The following is a 16,005-nucleotide window of genomic DNA, read 5'->3' as shown; positions in this document are numbered from 1 at the left end:
GCCCCTCGTCAGCCCGTGCCTTCGCGCATCGCGGCTCGCGCAATCGGACCGTGACTGCGGCGGAGCGCAAACCAGGGGAAGCGATCGGGCGAACGGCGCGGCAGGCAGCGGGCCTGCGCGGCGGAAGCTGACGCGGGGCGCGTCAAAAAAGTCGTGGGGTATTATATGGCAAGACGTTCTCCCCTCTCCCGAGTTTCATGACGCCCCCATCTGCCGCTTCTCATTCCGACGCACATCCTGACGCTCGCCCCGACGCCCGCCTCGATGCGCTCACCGCGTGGCTGCGCCCGCTCGCCGGGCGCTTTGCCCTCGATCTCGCCACCCTCGCGCCCGCGTCCGCGGACGCCAGCTTCCGCCGCTATTTCCGCGTCGCGTCCGCGTCGCAGCCCGGCGGCTCGCTGATCGCCGTCGACGCGCCGCCGCCCGAGAAGTGCCGGGAATTCGTCCAGGTCGCCCGACTGCTCGCCGACGCGGCCGTCCACGTGCCGCAGGTGCTGGCACACGATTTCGACGCGGGGTTCATGCTCGTGACGGATCTCGGCCGGACGTCGTACATCTCGGTGCTCGACCCGGCCGACCCGCTCGCCGCGCGGCCGCTGATGCGCGACGCGCTCGATGCGCTGATCCGCTTCCAGCTGGCGTCGGCGCCCGGCGTGCTGCCGTCGTTCGACGAGGCCTTCCTGCGCCGCGAGATGGAGCTGATGCCCGAGTGGTACATCGGCCGGCACCTCGGCAGGACGGTCACGGACGCGATGCGCGGCACGCTCGAGCGCACCTTCGCGCTGCTGATCGCGAGCGCCCGCGCGCAGCCGCAGTGCTTCATGCTGCGCGATTTCATGCCGCGCAACCTGATGGTCTGCGAGCCGAACCCCGGCGTGCTCGACTTCCAGGACGCGGTCGAAGGGCCGCTGACCTACGACGTCGTGTCGCTGCTGCGCGACGCGTTCATCAGCTGGGACGAGGAATTCGAGCTCGACTGCTTTGTGTACTACTGGGAAAAGGCGAAGAAGGCCGGCCTGCCCGTCGATCCCGATTTCGGCGAGTTCTACCGCCAGCTCGAATGGATGGGCCTGCAGCGCCACATCAAGATCCTCGGCCTGTTCGCGCGGATCAACTACCGCGACGGCAAGCCGCATTACGTCGCGGACTTGCCGCGCTTCCTGGCCTACGCGCGCAAGGTCGCGCTGCGCTACCGGCCGCTCGTGCCGTTCGCGAAGCTGCTCGACGAACTCGAAGACAAGACGGCCGACGTCGGGTACACGTTCTGAACATGACCAACACCTTGACCACGGCGATGATCTTCGCCGCCGGGCGCGGCGAACGGATGCGCCCGCTCACCGACACGACGCCGAAGCCGCTGCTCGAAGCCGGCGGCAAGCCGCTGATCGTCTGGCAGATCGAACAGCTCGCGCAGGCGGGCATCGAGACGATCGTGATCAACCATGCGTGGCTCGGCGAAGCGATCGAGGCCGCGCTCGGCGACGGTTCGCGCTGGGGCGTGCGGCTCGCATACTCGGCCGAGGGCGACGCGCTCGAAACGGCGGGCGGCATCGCGCACGCACTGCCGCTGCTCGAGCGCGACGGCCGGCCGGCCGTGTTTGTCGCGATCGCGGGCGACCTGTTCTGCGAATTCGACTATCGCTCGCTTGCCGCGCGCGCCGCACGAATGGCCGCGCTCGACACCCCCGCGATGCATCTCGTGATGGTGCCGAACCCGCCGTTCCATCCGGCGGGCGATTTCGTGCTCCGCGACGACGGCCGGCTGTCGCTGGACGGCGCCGCGCGCGTCACGTTCGGCAGCATCGGCCTGTACGACACGCGGATGTTCCGCGACCTCGCGCCCGGCACGCGCCGCGCGCTGACGCCGTACTTCCGCGCGACGATCGAGGCCGGCCGCGCGACGGGCGAACTGTACGAAGGGATCTGGGAAAACGTCGGCACGCCCGCGCAGCTCGGCGAGCTCGACGCACGCCTGCGCGCGATGCGCTGACAGCGGGAACGGCTGGAGGCTGGCCGCTGCCGCTCAAACCTGCTCGGCCTCCTCGCCCCCCGCCGCCGCGCGCTGCTGCTGCAGCGCCCACATCTGCGCATACAGCCCGTCCGCGCGCACGAGTTCGTCGTGCGTGCCGCGCTCGACGATCCGGCCGTGATCCATCACGAGGATCTGCTGCGCATGCACGACCGTCGACAGCCGGTGCGCGATCACGAGCGTCGTGCGATGCCGCGCGATCTGCTCGAGCTCGTGCTGGATCGCGCGCTCCGAGCGCGAATCGAGCGCCGACGTCGCCTCGTCGAACAGCAGGATCGGCGGATTCTTCAGCAGCGTGCGCGCGATCGCGACGCGCTGCTTCTCGCCGCCCGACAGCTTGAGGCCGCGCTCGCCGACCGGCGTGTCGTAACCCTTCGGCAGGCTTTCGATGAAATCGTGGATGTGCGCGGCGCGCGCGGCCGCGATCACCTCGTCGCGGGTCGCGGTCGGCCGCCCGTACGCGATGTTGTAGTAGATCGAATCGTTGAACAGCACGGTGTCCTGCGGCACGATGCCGATCGATGCGCGGAGTGAATCCTGCGTGACGTCGCGGATATCCTGCCCGTCGATGCGGATCGCGCCGCCCGCCTGCCGGTCGAGATCGTAGAAGCGGAACAGCAGGCGCGACAGCGTCGACTTGCCCGAGCCGCTGTGGCCGACCACCGCGGTCGTCGTGCCGGCGGCGATCGTGAACGTGACGTCGTGCAGGATCGACCGCGACGCTTCGTACGCGAAGTTCACCTGCTCGAAGCGCACCTGCGCGCCGGCGACGGCGAGCGGCCGCGCATCGGCCGCATCCGCGACCTCCTTCGGCGCCGACAGCAGCCCGAACATCCGGTCCATGTCGGTGAGGCTCTGCTTCAGTTCGCGGTACACGACGCCGAGGAAGTTCAGCGGAATGTAGAGCTGCAGCATGAACGTGTTGATCAGCACGAGATCGCCGAGCGTCAGCTTGCCGGCGAGCACGCCCTGCGTCGCGCGCCACAGGATGAACACGAGCCCGGTGCCGATGATCACCTGCTGGCCGAAGTTGAGTACCGACAGCGAGTTCTGCGAACGGATCGCGGCCTTGCGGTAGCGCTTCAGGTTCTCGTCGTAACGCTGCGCCTCCCACTCCTCGTTGCCGAAGTATTTGACCGTCTCGTAGTTGATCAGCGAATCGATCGCACGGGAATTCGCGCGCGAATCGAGCTCGTTCATCGTGCGGCGGAAATGCGTGCGCCAGTTGGTGACCTTCACGGTGAACACGATGTACGTGATCAGCGCGGCGAACGTCACGTACGCGTAATACGCTTCGTACTTGACGACGAAGAAGCCGAGCACGAGGCCGACCTCGACGAGCGTCGGCAGGATGCTGTACAGCGAATACGAGATGAGCTGCTGGATTCCGCGCGTGCCGCGCTCGATGTCGCGCGACATGCCGCCCGTCTGCCGCTCGAGATGGAACCGCAGCGACAACCCGTGCAAGTGCCGGAACACCTGCAGCGCGAGCCGGCGCACCGCGCTCTCGGTCACTTTCGAGAACAGGATCTCGCGCAGCTCCGTGAACATCGACGTCGACAGCCGCACGAGCGCGTATGCGACGACGAGCAGCCCGACGCCGCCCGCGAGCACGATCCCGGCCGACTGCTCGGCGCGGCCGATCGCGGTCAGTTGCTGGACGGCGGCGAGATGGTCGACGATCCGCTTCATCACGACCGGCACACCGAGGTTCGCGACCTTCGCGCCGATCAGGCACGCGAGCGCGAGCGCCACACGCCATTTGTAGGTCGCCAGGTACGGCAGCAGCGAGCGGATGGTCTGCCAGTCGTTGCGGGGCCCGGTTTGAAGCGGCGCGGGCTCGCCGGAAGCGGGAAATCGGCGCATGGGGGACAGGTCGGTGGCAGTGCGGGCCGGGCGCGTCGTCGGTCGGCACGCCCGCTTTCTCGTACAATTCGCGAACGTTGTATTGTCGCAGAAGCCGGTTCGCGCCGCTGTCCGTGGCCTCGCCGGCCGCCCCGCGCGGACTGGTGCGTTTATTACAGGATGAAAGCTTCCACCATGACCGACACCCCGCTCGCCCTTCCGCAAAAACAACCCGCGCTGCGCGTCGTGCCGCAGCCGTCCGACGCCAACGTGCACGGCGACGTGTTCGGCGGCTGGATCATGTCCCAGGTCGACATCGCCGGCTCGATTCCGGCGAGCCTGCGCGCGAACGGCCGGGTCGCGACCGTCGCGGTCAATTCGTTCCTGTTCAAGCAGCCGGTGTTCGTCGGCGACCTGCTGAGCTTCTACGCGACCGTCACCCGCACCGGCAACACGTCGGTCACGGTTGACGTCGAGGTCTATGCGCAGCGCATGCGGATGTTGGGCGAGATCGTGAAGGTGACCGAAGCGACGCTCACCTACGTCGCAACCGGCCCGGACCGCAAGCCGCGGCCGCTGCCGCCGCTCGAGTGACGTTACAGCCGGCCTGACGCGGCCTGCACGCGCGCGGCCATCAGGCCGGCGTCGGGTGGCCGCCAGCATCGCGCCGCCGGCCGCCTCGCGCGGGTGCCGCGTCAGTGCGTGGTCGTCAGCCCGAACTCCCGCATCGCCGGCACGAAATCGTGGTTCAGCTTCGGCTTGCGGGACAATTTCACCAGCACGTAGCGCTGGAACGGCGCGAGCCGTTGCCATTGCACGACGTCGGGCGCGGGCAGGCCCGCCAGCGCGCACTGCTGCACCAGCGCGTCCGGCACTCGCTCGATGCTGCGCCAGGTCGGCTGCTCGTCCGGCTGGAACCAGGTCGGTTCGAGATCGGCATGCGTGCGCAGCATCTCGAACAGCGCGTGGTCGAAATTGGGCTCGATCGCGGTGTCCTCGTCGGCCGGAAAGCGCGCGAGCAGCTTGCGATCCTCGAGCGGCAGCAATTGCCATTGCTCGAGCGAGATCCGCAAGCCGAAGCGGTCGAGATTGAAGCGCACGATCATCGGGATGTACGTGAAATTCTCCGATGAATCGCGTTCGAAATTGAAGAGCAACGGTGCGTCGCTGAGTCCCATGGTCGTTACCTTGGCGAATGCCGGCGCGGCCGGCCTGCCTGAGGTATTTTAGAACCTCTGCGCGTGTGCGGCGGCGCGTTTCGTCGCCCGCCCCCCGCGCGCGTCAACCGAACGGGAGTCCTTGCGTGAATCCGACCGACTCAGACGACCTGCGCGCCGAACCGCGCGGCGCGATCGACCTGGCCGTGCGCCGCACGCGCGGCGGTGCCGTCGAGACGGCCATCGACCATGTCGGCCAGGAATGGCCGGTCGCGCTCGTCTTCAACGGCATCTCGCACGCGGTGATGATGTGCACGCCGCGCGACCTCGAAGCGTTCGCGGTCGGCTTTGCGATTTCGGAAGGGATCGTCGCGCGCGGCAGCGACATCAAGGACATCGACGTGATCCTGCATGCCGACGCGCCGCTGCCGCATGCCGAAGTCCATCTGGAAGTCGTGCAGCAGGCGTTCGCCGCGCTGAAGGACAAGCGCCGCGCACTCGCCGGGCGCACCGGCTGCGGCGTGTGCGGGATCGAGAGCATCGACCTGCTCGACCTGGCGCCGGAGCGCGTGCCCGACACCGGGTTTCTCGCGCGGCTCGCGCCCGACGCGCTCGCGCGCGCCGCCGGCGAGCTGCCGGCCCACCAGGCGCTGACGAAGCTGACCGGCGGCCTGCACGCGGCCGCGTGGTGCGATGCAACAGGTGCGATCCGGATGGCGTTCGAGGACGTCGGCCGCCACAACGCGCTCGACAAGCTGATCGGCTCGCTCGTGCTCGCGCGCGCCGACACGACCGACGGCTTCGTGTTCCTGTCGAGCCGCGCGAGCTACGAGCTGGTGCGCAAGGCCGCGCGCGTCGGCATTCCGATGGTCGCGACGATCTCCGCGCCGTCGTCGCTCGCGATCGCGATCGCGCAGCAGGCCGGCCTGCGGCTCGTCAGCTTCTGCCGCGCAACCGGCTACGTCGATTACGACACTGCGTGAGGACGCGCGGCGGCGGGCGCGCTCGCCGGCTCCGGCACGGCAGCCGGCGCGGCTTCCTTCGTCGCGGCCGGCGGCAGCGGCTCGTTCGCCGGCTCGCTCGTCAGATTGCCGAGATAATCGGTCCAGAGCTTGCGGTCGGTGTCGTAAAGCTTGCAGCGGCGCGCCGTGTCGAAATACCAGCGCCAGCTGAAGCGCTGCACGACGATGCGCCCGGGCAGCATGTCCTCCAGCTTCGCCTGCGCGGGCTTGAGGTGGTAAAGCGGCACGCTCATGTCGACGTGGTGGGCCGTGTGCTCCATGATGTGGTGCAGCAGGCCGCCGATACCGAACGGGAACGTCAGGTGCAGCGTCGTCGACACGAACGGCGCGGCGTTCGACCATTCGGCCCGGTTCGCATGCCACGCGATGCGCGGATCGGTATGGTGGACGTACACGACGAACCCGATCATCGAGCACCAGAACAGGAACGGCACGAGCACGCCGGTCGCGAGCAGCAGCGCGACGGACTGCTGCGTCGCGATCGCCGCCCAGACGACCGCAGCGATCCACACCAGCGCAAAGCCGGTCACCAGCAGGCCATCGCGCCGGAACACGGGCCGCGACGCGCCGATGTAGCGCCTGGTCGGGAAATACATCCGCAGCCACCAGATTTCGACGAGATAGTAGAGCCCCGGCGCCCAGCCGCTTCGGTAGATGCGATCGAGCAGCCGTCGCGTCGGCGACAGCGCCGCGTATTCCGCCGGCGTATGCGGCGCCCACACGAAGTCGAAGCCCTTCAGGTTCGTGTAGCCGTGGTGCACGACGTTGTGCCCGACTTCCCACAGGCTGTACGGCGTCAGCGACGGCAGGAACGCGATGCGGCCGAGCCAGCGGTTCAGCCGGCGGTCGGGCGTCAGGCTCTGGTGGCACGCGTCGTGCCCGATGATGAAGAGCCGCCCCGTGATGAAGCCGGCCGCCATCCCGCAGACGATCTTGCCGACGATCGACGGGATCAGCAGCGCGCCCGCGAACGCCGCGAGCAGCAGCAAGTAGTCGAGCACGAGCAGCAGGATCGGGCGCACGATCTCGCGCGCGGCGAACGGCACGAGCCACGAGCGGATGACCTTGCGATGCGGCATCGGCTCGTCGGTGCGAACGGGTGTCTGGGAATCTTGATTGACCATGATGCAGAAAGGCGCGCGAACCGCGCGCCCGAAAGTAAACCAGCCGTGCAACGGACACGGCACGAATGCGTGAACTGAATGCCCGTTACCGCGACATCATGTTCATGCTGACGTTGTGCATCACCCACAGCGTCCCGAAGATCAGGATCAGCGCGGTGAGCACCGTATAGCTGAACGCCATCACGTTCCAGCGCTGGCTCGACGACGTGTTCATATGCAGGAAGCACACGAGGTGCACGAGGATCTGCACGAACGCGAGCACCGCGAGCGCAATGATCGCCGCCTTCGGCGCGAGCACGCCGCCCATCACGAGGCCGAACGATGCGGCCGTCAGCAGCACCGACAGCACGAAGCCGACCATGTAGCCGCGCGCCGTGCCGTGCGCTTCGTCATGGTGAATGAGTTCCGAATGGGCCATTTAGATCACGCTCGCGAGATAGACGAAGGAGAACACGCAGATCCAGACGATGTCGAGGAAGTGCCAGAAGAGGCTCAGGCAGGTGAGGCGCCGGAAGTCGCGCTCCGTCATGCCGGGGCCGCGCGCGATCTGCACGGCGAGCACGACCATCCACAACAGGCCGACGGCCACGTGCAGCCCGTGCGTGCCGACCAGCGCGAAGAACGCCGACAGGAACGCGCTGCGGCCGGGCCCCGCGCCTTCCGCGATCAGGTGCGAGAACTCGCGCAGCTCCATCGCGAGAAACGCGACGCCCAGCACGAACGTCACCGCGAGCCACACGAACACCGCGCCACGCCGGCGGCGCTGCGCGCCGAGCATCGCGAAGCCGTACGTGATGCTCGAGAGCAGCAGCGCGGCCGTCTCGAGCGCGACGCCCGGGATGTCGAACAGGTCCTTCGCGGTCGGGCCGCCCGCAAACTGGTTGCCGAGCACCGCGAACGTCGCGAACAGCGATGCGAAGATCACGCAGTCGGTCATCAGGTACAGCCAGAAGCCGAATACCGAATGCGACGGCGGATGATGGTGCGCCGCCGGCTGGCGGGCGGCGCCCGTGAGAGTTTGATACGACATCAGTTCGCCTCCAGTTCGGCTTCCGGCGACGGCGCGCGCATCCGCACGCCCGCGCGTTGTTCCTCGATCTTGCGGACGGTATCCGCCGGGATGTAATAGCCTTCGTTGTCCTGCGCACTGTACAGCACCACCGTCGCGACGATGCCGACGAGCGACGCGATCGCGAGCCACCAGATGTGCCAGACGAGCGCGAAGCCGAGCAGCAGGCTGAACACGCCGACGAACAGGCCCGCGCTCGTATTCGACGGCATGTGGATGTCCTGGTATTTGACGTTCTTGCCGAGCCCGATGCCGAGGCCCTTCGCCTTGCGATACGCGAGCTCGTCGAGCTCATGCACGTCCGGGATCACCGCGAAGTTGTAGACGGCCGGCGGCGACGACGTCGCCCATTCGAGCGTGCGGCCGTTCCACGGATCGCCGGTCGCGTCGCGATACTGCGATTGCGCGCGGTTGCGCCAGCCGACCCACACCGATGCGACCTGGAACAGCACGCCGACCGCGATCAGCGCGACGCCGAACACGGCGGCGATCAGCCACGGCTGCCATGCCGGGTTGTCGTAGTGGTTCAGGCGGCGCGTCATGCCCATGAAGCCGAGCACGTAGAGCGGCATGAACGCCGCATAGAAACCGAGGAACCAGCACCAGAACGCGCGCTTGCCGAGCTTCTCGTCGAGCCTGAAGCCGAACACCTTCGGGAACCAGTAATGGATGCCCGCGAAATAGCCGAACACGACGCCGCCGATGATCGTGTTGTGGAAGTGCGCGATCAGGAACAGGCTGTTGTGCAGCACGAAGTCCGCGCCGGGAATCGCCAGCATCACGCCCGTCATGCCGCCGATCGTGAACGTGACCATGAAGCCGATCGTCCACAGCACGGGCGCCGTGAATTCGAGGCGCCCGCGGTACATCGTGAACAGCCAGTTGAATATCTTCACGCCGGTCGGGATCGCGATGATCATCGTCATGATCCCGAAGAACGCATTGACGTCGGCGCCCGAGCCCATCGTGAAGAAGTGATGCAGCCACACGAGGAACGCCAGCACCATGATCACGCACGATGCATACACCATCGTCTTGTAGCCGAACAGCGGCTTCTTCGCGAACGTCGCGATGACTTCCGAATAGATACCGAACGCGGGCAGCACGAGGATGTACACCTCCGGATGCCCCCACGCCCAGATCAGGTTCAGGTACAGCATCGCGTTGCCGCCCGCATCGTTCGTGAAGAAGTGCATGTCGAGGTAACGATCGAGGCCGAGCAGCGCGAGCGCGACCGTCAGGATCGGGAACGTCGCCATGATCAGCACGTTCGAGCACAGCGCGGTCCACGTGAACACGGGCATCTTCATCAGCGTCATGCCCGGCGCGCGCATCTTGATGATCGTCACGAAGAAGTTGATCGCGGTGATCAGCGTGCCGACGCCGGAAATCTGCAGCGCCCACAGGTAGTAGTCGACCCCGACGCCCGGGCTGTACTGCAGCTCCGACAGCGGCGGATACGCGAGCCAGCCCACCTGCGCGAACTCGCCGATCACGAGCGAGACGTTCATCAGGATCGCGGCCACGGCCGTCATCCAGAAGCTCAGCGAGTTCAGGAACGGGAACGCGACGTCGCGCGCGCCGATCTGCAGCGGCACGATCAGGTTGAAGAACGCGACCAGCAGCGCCATCGCCATGAAGAAGATCATGATCACGCCATGCGCGGTGAAGATCTGGTCGTAGTGATGCGGCGGCAGGTAGCCGGGGCCGTTGTACGCGAGCGCGAGCTGCACGCGCATCATCACCGCGTCCGCGAAGCCGCGCAGCAGCATCAGCACCGCGACGATCAGGTACATCACGCCGATCCGCTTGTGGTCGACCGACGTCAGCCATTCGCTCCACAGCCATTTCCACCGACGGGTGACCGTCAGCGCGGCGACGATGCCCAGCACGACGAGCCCCATGAAGGCGCTCGCCCCCATGATGATGGGCTGATCGAACGGGATCGCCGAAAGTGTCAGTTTGCCGAACATGCGTTACCCCTTCGTCGTACAGGCAGCGTCCTTCAGATCGAGGACGTGACCGTCGTTGTATTTCGCGATGATGTTGTGGAACAGCTTCGGATCGACCGTCGAGAAGTAACGCACGGGCGCCTTCTCGCTCGGCTGTGCGACCGTGCCGTACGCGGTCATGTCGAGCCGGTCGGACGACGCCTTCACCTTCCGCACCCACGCGTCGAACTGCTCGCGCGGCTCGGCGAGCGCGCGGAACTTCATGTCGGAGAAGCCGCGGCCGCTGTAGTTGGCGGACACGCCCGCGTAATCGCCCGCTTCGTCGGCGATCAGGTGCAGGCGCGTCTGCATGCCGGCCATCGCGTAGACCTGGCTGCCGAGCTGCGGGATGAAGAACGAGTTCATCACCGAATCCGACGTAATGCGGAAATTCACCGGCGTGCCCACGGGAATCGCGAGCTGGTTGACCGACGCGATGCCGAATTCCGGATAGATGAACAGCCACTTCCAGTCGAGCGCGACGACTTCGACGTCGATCGGCTTCACCGACGATTCGAGCGGCTTGTACGGGTCGAGCTCGTGCGTGGTCTTCCACGTGAGGATGCCGAGGAACAGGATGATCAGCGTCGGCACGGTCCAGATCACGACTTCGATCGCGGTCGAATGCGACCACTCCGGCGCATAGGTCGCGTTGCGGTTCGACGCGCGATAGCGCCACGCGAAGTACAGCGTGAGCAGGATCACCGGCACGACGACGATCAGCATCGCCCATGTCGACGTCGCAATCAGCGATTTCTCCGCGACGCCCACCGCCCCCTTGGGATCGAGCACGTGAAGTTCGCTGCATCCGGCCAGTCCCGCCAGTATCGCGATGGCGGGGGCCGCCCGCGCACCGCCGGTGATTCGTCTGATCATTGTTCGTTCGCCTGAATGTCGTTGAGAAGGACTTCCGGGCCGCGCACCGCCGTTGCGCGACGCGTGTCGACCGCGGCGACCTCCGCGCGAACTGTACGGAAAGTTGCTGCAGTGCACCTTGACGGCGAACAAACTTCGCCAAATTGAGCGAATACCGGTTCGAGCCGGTTCGAATGCGGGAGCTTGCGATTGCCGGCGGCAACTGCCGGCGGGGCAACGGATGCGGGAGAAAGTAAAACGACGCGCCGTCTCGGAGCGGGGCGTCCTCGAGCCGGCGCGTCAGGCGACACGCCGGTCGTGAATATCGAACGGAGACCGCGCGGTTGGCGGCCCGTGTGCGGATGCGCTGCGCGTCAGTCGAACTGACGGAAGTCCGGCTTGCGCTTCTCGAAGAACGCGGTCATCGCCTCGCGCGCTTCCGGCGCGCGCAGCATCGCGCCGAAATGCTGCGCCTCTTCGGCCATCCGCGCCGCGACCGGCACGCCGCCCGCATCCTTCAGCAGCGCCTTCGTCACGCGCAGCGACGACGCCGGCAGTGCGGCGAGCTTCGCGGCCTGCTTCGCCGCAAACGCGTCGAGCTCGGCAGCCGGCAGCACGCGGTTGACGATGCCGATCCGGTGCGCGTCGAGCGCATCGAACGCTTCGCCGAGCAGCAGCTTCTCCGCCGCGACCTGATGGCCCGCGAGACGCGGCAGCAGCAGGCTCGACCCGGCCTCCGGGCACAGCCCGAGCTGCACGAACGGCAGCGAGAACGTCGCGGTGTCGGCCACGTATACGAGATCGCAATGCAGCAGCATCGTCACGCCGACGCCGATCGCGATGCCCGGCACGGCGGCCACGACCGGCTTGGCGGCGCTGCTGATCCGCGCGAGAAACTGGAACACCGGCGCGCTCTCGTCCTTCGGCGGCGTCTTCAGGAAATCCTCGAGATCGTTGCCCGCGCTGAAATTGCCGTCGCTGCCGCGCAGCAGGATCGCGCGCACCGCCTTGTCTTCCTGCGCGTCGCCGAGCGCATCGGCCATCACCTGATACATCGCTGCCGTCAGCGCATTCTTTTTCGACGGCCGGGCAATCGTGATCGTCATCACGCCATCGGCGCGTTCTACCTGGATGTCAGTCACAAGCGTCTCCTATGCTGTTCTCGATCGGAATAAAAAAACGGTGCGCGAGCTCGTGGCCCGCGCACCGTCATCGCTACTGTCCCGCCCCGCTTACAGGCGTTCGATGATGCCCGCGGCGCCCATGCCGGTGCCGACGCACATCGTCACCATCCCGTACTTCAGGTTGCGGCGGCGCAGGCCGTGCACGACGGTCGCCGCGCGGATCGCGCCGGTCGCGCCGAGCGGATGGCCGAGCGCGATCGCGCCGCCCAGCGGGTTGACCTTCGACGGATCGAGGCCGAGGTCGCGCATCACCGCCAGCGACTGCGCGGCAAACGCCTCGTTCAGCTCGATCCAGTCGAGATCGTCCTGCTTCAGGCCGGCGGCCTTCAGCGCGGCCGGAATCGCTTCCTTCGGGCCGATGCCCATGATTTCCGGCGGCACGCCGCGCACCGCGAAGCTCACGAAGCGCGCGAGCGGCGTCAGGTTGAACTGCTTGAGCACCTTCTCCGACACGACGAGCAGCGCGCCCGCGCCGTCCGACGTCTGCGAGCTGTTGCCGGCCGTGACCGAGCCCTTGTTCGCGAACACCGTGCGCAGCTTCGCGAGGCCTTCGAGCGACGTGTCCGCGCGCGGGCCTTCGTCGAGCGCGATCTCGCGCGTCTTCACGTCGACTTCACCGGTTGCGAGGTTCGGGAAGCGTTCGGTGATCGTGTACGGTGCGATCTCGTCGTTGAATTCGCCGGCCTGCTGCGCGGCGATCGCCTTGCGGTGCGACTCGACCGAGAACGCGTCCTGGTCCTCGCGGCTCACCTTCCACTGTTCTGCGACACGCTCGGCGGTCAGGCCCATCCCGTACGCGATGCCGAAATCTTCGTTGCGATCGAAGATGTGCGGCGACATCGACGGCTTGTTGCCCATCATCGGCACCATGCTCATCGATTCGCAGCCGCCCGCGAGCAGCGCGTCCGATTCGCCGACGCGAATGCGGTCCGCGGCCATCGCGAGCGCAGTGATGCCCGATGCGCAGAAGCGGTTGACCGTCACGCCGCCGACCGTCTGCGGCAGGCCCGCGAGCAGCGCGCCCATCCGCGCGACGTTCAGGCCCTGCTCGGCTTCCGGAATCGCGCAGCCGATGATCGCGTCCTCGATCAGCTTCGTGTCGAATTCCGGCACCTGCGCGACGGCCGACTTGATCGCGTGAACCAGCAGCTCGTCCGGGCGCGTGTTCTTGAAGACACCGCGCGGGGCCTTGCCGATCGGCGTGCGGCTGGCGGCGACGATGTATGCGTCTTGCAATTGTTTGCTCATTTCAAGCTCCTTGTTCGCCCGCTCAGTTACGCACCGGCTTGCCGGTCTGCAACATGCCCATGATCCGTTCCTGCGTCTTTTGCGTGCCGAGCAGTTCGACGAATGCGCGGCGCTCGAGCGCGAGCAGCCATTCCTCGTCGACGAGGCTGCCCGCCTCGACGTCGCCGCCGCACACCGCTTCCGCGATGCGGCTCGCGATCAGGAAGTCGTGGTCGCTGATGAAGCGGCCGTCGCGCATGTTGACGAGCGATGCCTTGATCGTCGCGATCGCCGAGCGGCCTGCGACCGGCACGTCCTTCGCCTTCAGCGGCGCACGGTAGCCGGTGTCGGCGAGCGCGCGCGCTTCCTTCTTCGCGGTGTCGAGCAGCTCGAACACGTTGAACACGATCGTGTCGGACGGCTTCACGTAGCCCATCGCACGCGCATCGTGCGCGGACGCCGACACCTTCGCCATCGCCGCGTTCTCGAACGACTTCGTGACGAACTTCAGGATGTCGGTGGTCGCGTTGGCTGCCGTCGCCGCATCCGCCGCGCGCAGCGCCGCTTCCTTCAGGCCGCCGCCCGCCGGCACGAGGCCGACGCCCACTTCGACGAGGCCGATGTAGCTCTCGACGTGCACGACGCGCTTCGCGCTGTGCAGCATCAGCTCGCACCCGCCGCCGAGCGCGATGCCCGACACGGCCGCGACGACCGGCACGTTCGCGTACTTCACGCGCAGCATGCCTTGCTGGAACTTCTTCACGAACGGCTCGATGCCCTTTGCGCCGCCCATCATGAACGCCGGCATCGCCTCTTCGAGGTTCGCGCCGGCCGAGAACGGGCCGCCCGGCGTGCCGAGCTTCAGCGACGTCGGCTGCCAGATCACGACACCCTTGTAGTCCTTCTCCGCGAGCTCGATCGCCTGCACGAGGCCGTCGATCACGCCCGGGCCGATCGTGTTCATCTTCGACTTGAACGACACGATCACGACGTCGTCCTCGCCCGCGCGGTCATCGACCCACGCGCGCACCGAGTCGGTCTCGAGCAGCGTCTTGCCGTAGGTCTTCGGATCGGCGCCGGTCTCACCGAGCAGCGGCGCACGGAACACCTGCTTGTTGTAGACGGCGAGGTCCGAACGCGGCACGAAGCGCTTCGACGCCGGCGCCCACGAGCCTTCGGCCGTGTGCACGCCGCCTTGCTCGGCCACCGGGCCTTCGAGCACCCACGACGGCAGCGGCACGTTCGCGAGCGCCTTGCCGGCCGCGATGTCTTCCTGCACCCACTCGGCAACCTGCTTCCAGCCGGCGGCCTGCCAGCCCTCGAACGGGCCCTCGTTCCAGCCGAAGCCCCAGCGGATCGCGAGGTCGACGTCGCGCGCGTTGTCCGCGATCGATTCGAGATGCACGCCGATGTAGTGGAACACGTCGCGGAAGATCGACCACAGGAACTGCGCGTGCGGATGGTCCGTTTCACGCAGCAGCTTCAGGCGCTCGGCCGGCGGGCGCTTCAGGATGCGGCCGACGGTTTCGTCCGCCTTCGCGCCCGACTCGACGTAGGTGCCCGTCTTCGCGTCGAGCACCTTGATCGCCTTGCCTTCCTTCTTGTAGAAACCGCCGCCCGTCTTCTGGCCGAGCGCGCCCTGCTTCACCAGCTCGGCGAGCACGGCGGGCGTCTGGTAGACCGGGAAGAACGGATCGTCGGCGAGGTTGTCCTGCATCGTCTTGATCACGTGCGCCATCGTGTCGAGGCCGACCACGTCCGCGGTGCGGAACGTCGCCGACTTCGCGCGGCCGAGGCGGCTGCCGGTCAGGTCGTCGACTTCGTCGAAGCGCAGGCCGAACTTCGCGGCCTCGGTGATCACCGCGAGGATCGAGAAGATGCCGACGCGGTTCGCGATGAAGTTCGGCGTGTCCTTCGCGCGCACGACGCCCTTGCCGACGACGCTCGTCAGGAACGTCTCGAGCTGGTCGAGGATCTCGGGGCGCGTATGCGCGGTCGGGATCAGCTCGACGAGGTGCATGTAGCGCGGCGGGTTGAAGAAGTGCACGCCGCAGAAGCGCGCCTTCAGCTCGTCGGAGAATCCTTCGGACAGCTTGGTGATCGACAGGCCCGACGTGTTGGTCGCGAAGATCGCGTTCGGCGCGATGTGCGGCGCGACCTTCTTGTACAGGTCGTGCTTCCAGTCCATCCGCTCGGCGATCGCCTCGATCACGACGTCGCACTCGGCGAGCTTCGCGATGTCGTCCTCGTAGTTCGCGGCCTCGAGGTATTTCGCGTCTTCCTTCACGCCGAACGGCGCGGGCGACAGCTTCTTCAGGTTCTCGATCGCCTTCAGCGCGATCGCGTTCTTCGGGCCTTCCTTGGCCGGCAGGTCGAACAGCAGCACGGGCACGCGCGCGTTGACGAGATGCGCGGCGATCTGCGCGCCCATCACGCCGGCGCCCAGCACGGCCACCTTGCGAATGATGAAATTGCTCACGGGATGTCTCCGGATGAAGCTGC

At 67.0% G+C, this 16,005-nt stretch carries 14 protein-coding genes; 4 read left to right on the top strand and 10 right to left on the bottom strand.

The features are described 5' to 3' along the window. Nucleotides 1-197: 197 nt before the first annotated feature. Complete coding sequence (locus tag DID96_RS04880) at nt 198-1,268, top strand: aminoglycoside phosphotransferase family protein (protein WP_124598131.1); 1,071 nt, start codon at nt 198-200, stop codon at nt 1,266-1,268. Nucleotides 1,269-1,270: 2 nt separating this feature from the next. Continuing rightward, nucleotides 1,271-1,990: an N-acetylmuramate alpha-1-phosphate uridylyltransferase MurU gene (gene murU / locus DID96_RS04875; RefSeq protein WP_124598130.1), complete on the top strand. Its 720-nt coding sequence runs from the start codon at nt 1,271-1,273 to the stop codon at nt 1,988-1,990. Nucleotides 1,991-2,023: 33 nt separating this feature from the next. Here murU and DID96_RS04870 read toward each other — a convergent pair whose 3' ends face one another. Continuing rightward, a complete protein-coding gene (locus DID96_RS04870; protein ID WP_124598129.1) occupies nt 2,024-3,895 on the bottom strand; it encodes an ABC transporter ATP-binding protein/permease in 1,872 nt (623 codons plus the stop codon). A 174-nt stretch (nt 3,896-4,069) separates the two neighbouring features. Between DID96_RS04870 and DID96_RS04860 the strand changes: the two genes are divergently transcribed. Beyond that, entirely contained in the window at nt 4,070-4,468 is a 399-nt protein-coding gene (locus tag DID96_RS04860) for an acyl-CoA thioesterase (RefSeq protein ID WP_124598127.1), read from the top strand. 101 nt (nt 4,469-4,569) lie between these two features. On the opposite strand, the gene DID96_RS04855 is transcribed toward DID96_RS04860, so the two are convergent. Continuing rightward, a complete protein-coding gene (locus tag DID96_RS04855; RefSeq protein ID WP_124598126.1) occupies nt 4,570-5,052 on the bottom strand; it encodes a nitrate reductase associated protein in 483 nt (160 codons plus the stop codon). 125 nt (nt 5,053-5,177) lie between these two features. On the opposite strand from DID96_RS04855, the gene fdhD reads away from it, so the two are divergent. Continuing rightward, nucleotides 5,178-6,014 (top strand): formate dehydrogenase accessory sulfurtransferase FdhD, encoded by an 837-nt coding sequence (gene fdhD / locus DID96_RS04850; protein ID WP_124598125.1) that lies wholly within the window; start codon nt 5,178-5,180, stop codon nt 6,012-6,014. On the opposite strand, the gene DID96_RS04845 is transcribed toward fdhD, so the two are convergent. From DID96_RS04845 to DID96_RS04810, 8 genes are all read right to left on the bottom strand, one after another. Next, a complete protein-coding gene (locus DID96_RS04845) occupies nt 5,999-7,177 on the bottom strand; it encodes a fatty acid desaturase (RefSeq protein WP_124598124.1) in 1,179 nt (392 codons plus the stop codon). The two genes, fdhD and DID96_RS04845, sit on opposite strands and share 16 nt — an antisense overlap. An 85-nt stretch (nt 7,178-7,262) precedes the next feature. Beyond that, nucleotides 7,263-7,595: a cytochrome o ubiquinol oxidase subunit IV gene (gene cyoD / locus DID96_RS04840; RefSeq protein WP_124598123.1), complete on the bottom strand. Its 333-nt coding sequence runs from the start codon at nt 7,593-7,595 to the stop codon at nt 7,263-7,265. Further along, nucleotides 7,596-8,207, bottom strand: a complete 612-nt coding sequence (gene cyoC, locus DID96_RS04835; RefSeq protein WP_124598122.1) for a cytochrome o ubiquinol oxidase subunit III — start codon at nt 8,205-8,207, stop codon at nt 7,596-7,598. Then, complete coding sequence (cyoB, locus tag DID96_RS04830; RefSeq protein WP_124598121.1) at nt 8,207-10,219, bottom strand: cytochrome o ubiquinol oxidase subunit I; 2,013 nt, start codon at nt 10,217-10,219, stop codon at nt 8,207-8,209. Before cyoB ends, cyoC begins: the two co-directional genes overlap by 1 nt. A gap of 3 nt (nt 10,220-10,222) precedes the next feature. Beyond that, on the bottom strand, nt 10,223-11,113 hold the full coding sequence (gene cyoA / locus DID96_RS04825) for a ubiquinol oxidase subunit II (RefSeq protein WP_124598120.1): 891 nt from the start codon (nt 11,111-11,113) through the stop codon (nt 10,223-10,225). Nucleotides 11,114-11,466: 353 nt separating this feature from the next. Continuing rightward, nucleotides 11,467-12,234 (bottom strand): enoyl-CoA hydratase, encoded by a 768-nt coding sequence (locus tag DID96_RS04820; RefSeq protein ID WP_124598119.1) that lies wholly within the window; start codon nt 12,232-12,234, stop codon nt 11,467-11,469. A 90-nt stretch (nt 12,235-12,324) separates the two neighbouring features. Then, nucleotides 12,325-13,524, bottom strand: a complete 1,200-nt coding sequence (locus DID96_RS04815) for an acetyl-CoA C-acyltransferase (RefSeq protein ID WP_124598118.1) — start codon at nt 13,522-13,524, stop codon at nt 12,325-12,327. A gap of 22 nt (nt 13,525-13,546) precedes the next feature. Then, entirely contained in the window at nt 13,547-15,982 is a 2,436-nt protein-coding gene (locus DID96_RS04810) for a 3-hydroxyacyl-CoA dehydrogenase/enoyl-CoA hydratase family protein (protein ID WP_124598117.1), read from the bottom strand. Between the last annotated feature and the right edge of the window lie 23 nt (nt 15,983-16,005).

The organism is Burkholderia sp. Bp8963 (genome assembly GCF_003854275.1).
Classification (GTDB): Bacteria; Pseudomonadota; Gammaproteobacteria; order Burkholderiales; family Burkholderiaceae; genus Burkholderia.
Note: the sequence above shows the minus strand (reverse complement) of the source record. Positions and strands in the feature narration are given on the sequence as shown.

Coding starts and splice junctions, on each gene's coding strand:
- DID96_RS04880 (WP_124598131.1), top strand. CDS start 198: ATGACGCCCCCATCTGCCGCTTCTCATTCCGACGCACATCCTGACGCT.
- murU (WP_124598130.1), top strand. CDS start 1,271: ATGACCAACACCTTGACCACGGCGATGATCTTCGCCGCCGGGCGCGGC.
- DID96_RS04870 (WP_124598129.1), bottom strand. CDS start 3,895: ATGCGCCGATTTCCCGCTTCCGGCGAGCCCGCGCCGCTTCAAACCGGG.
- DID96_RS04860 (WP_124598127.1), top strand. CDS start 4,070: ATGACCGACACCCCGCTCGCCCTTCCGCAAAAACAACCCGCGCTGCGC.
- DID96_RS04855 (WP_124598126.1), bottom strand. CDS start 5,052: ATGGGACTCAGCGACGCACCGTTGCTCTTCAATTTCGAACGCGATTCA.
- DID96_RS04845 (WP_124598124.1), bottom strand. CDS start 7,177: ATGGTCAATCAAGATTCCCAGACACCCGTTCGCACCGACGAGCCGATG.
- cyoD (WP_124598123.1), bottom strand. CDS start 7,595: ATGGCCCATTCGGAACTCATTCACCATGACGAAGCGCACGGCACGGCG.
- cyoC (WP_124598122.1), bottom strand. CDS start 8,207: ATGTCGTATCAAACTCTCACGGGCGCCGCCCGCCAGCCGGCGGCGCAC.
- cyoB (WP_124598121.1), bottom strand. CDS start 10,219: ATGTTCGGCAAACTGACACTTTCGGCGATCCCGTTCGATCAGCCCATC.
- cyoA (WP_124598120.1), bottom strand. CDS start 11,113: ATGATCAGACGAATCACCGGCGGTGCGCGGGCGGCCCCCGCCATCGCG.
- DID96_RS04815 (WP_124598118.1), bottom strand. CDS start 13,524: ATGAGCAAACAATTGCAAGACGCATACATCGTCGCCGCCAGCCGCACG.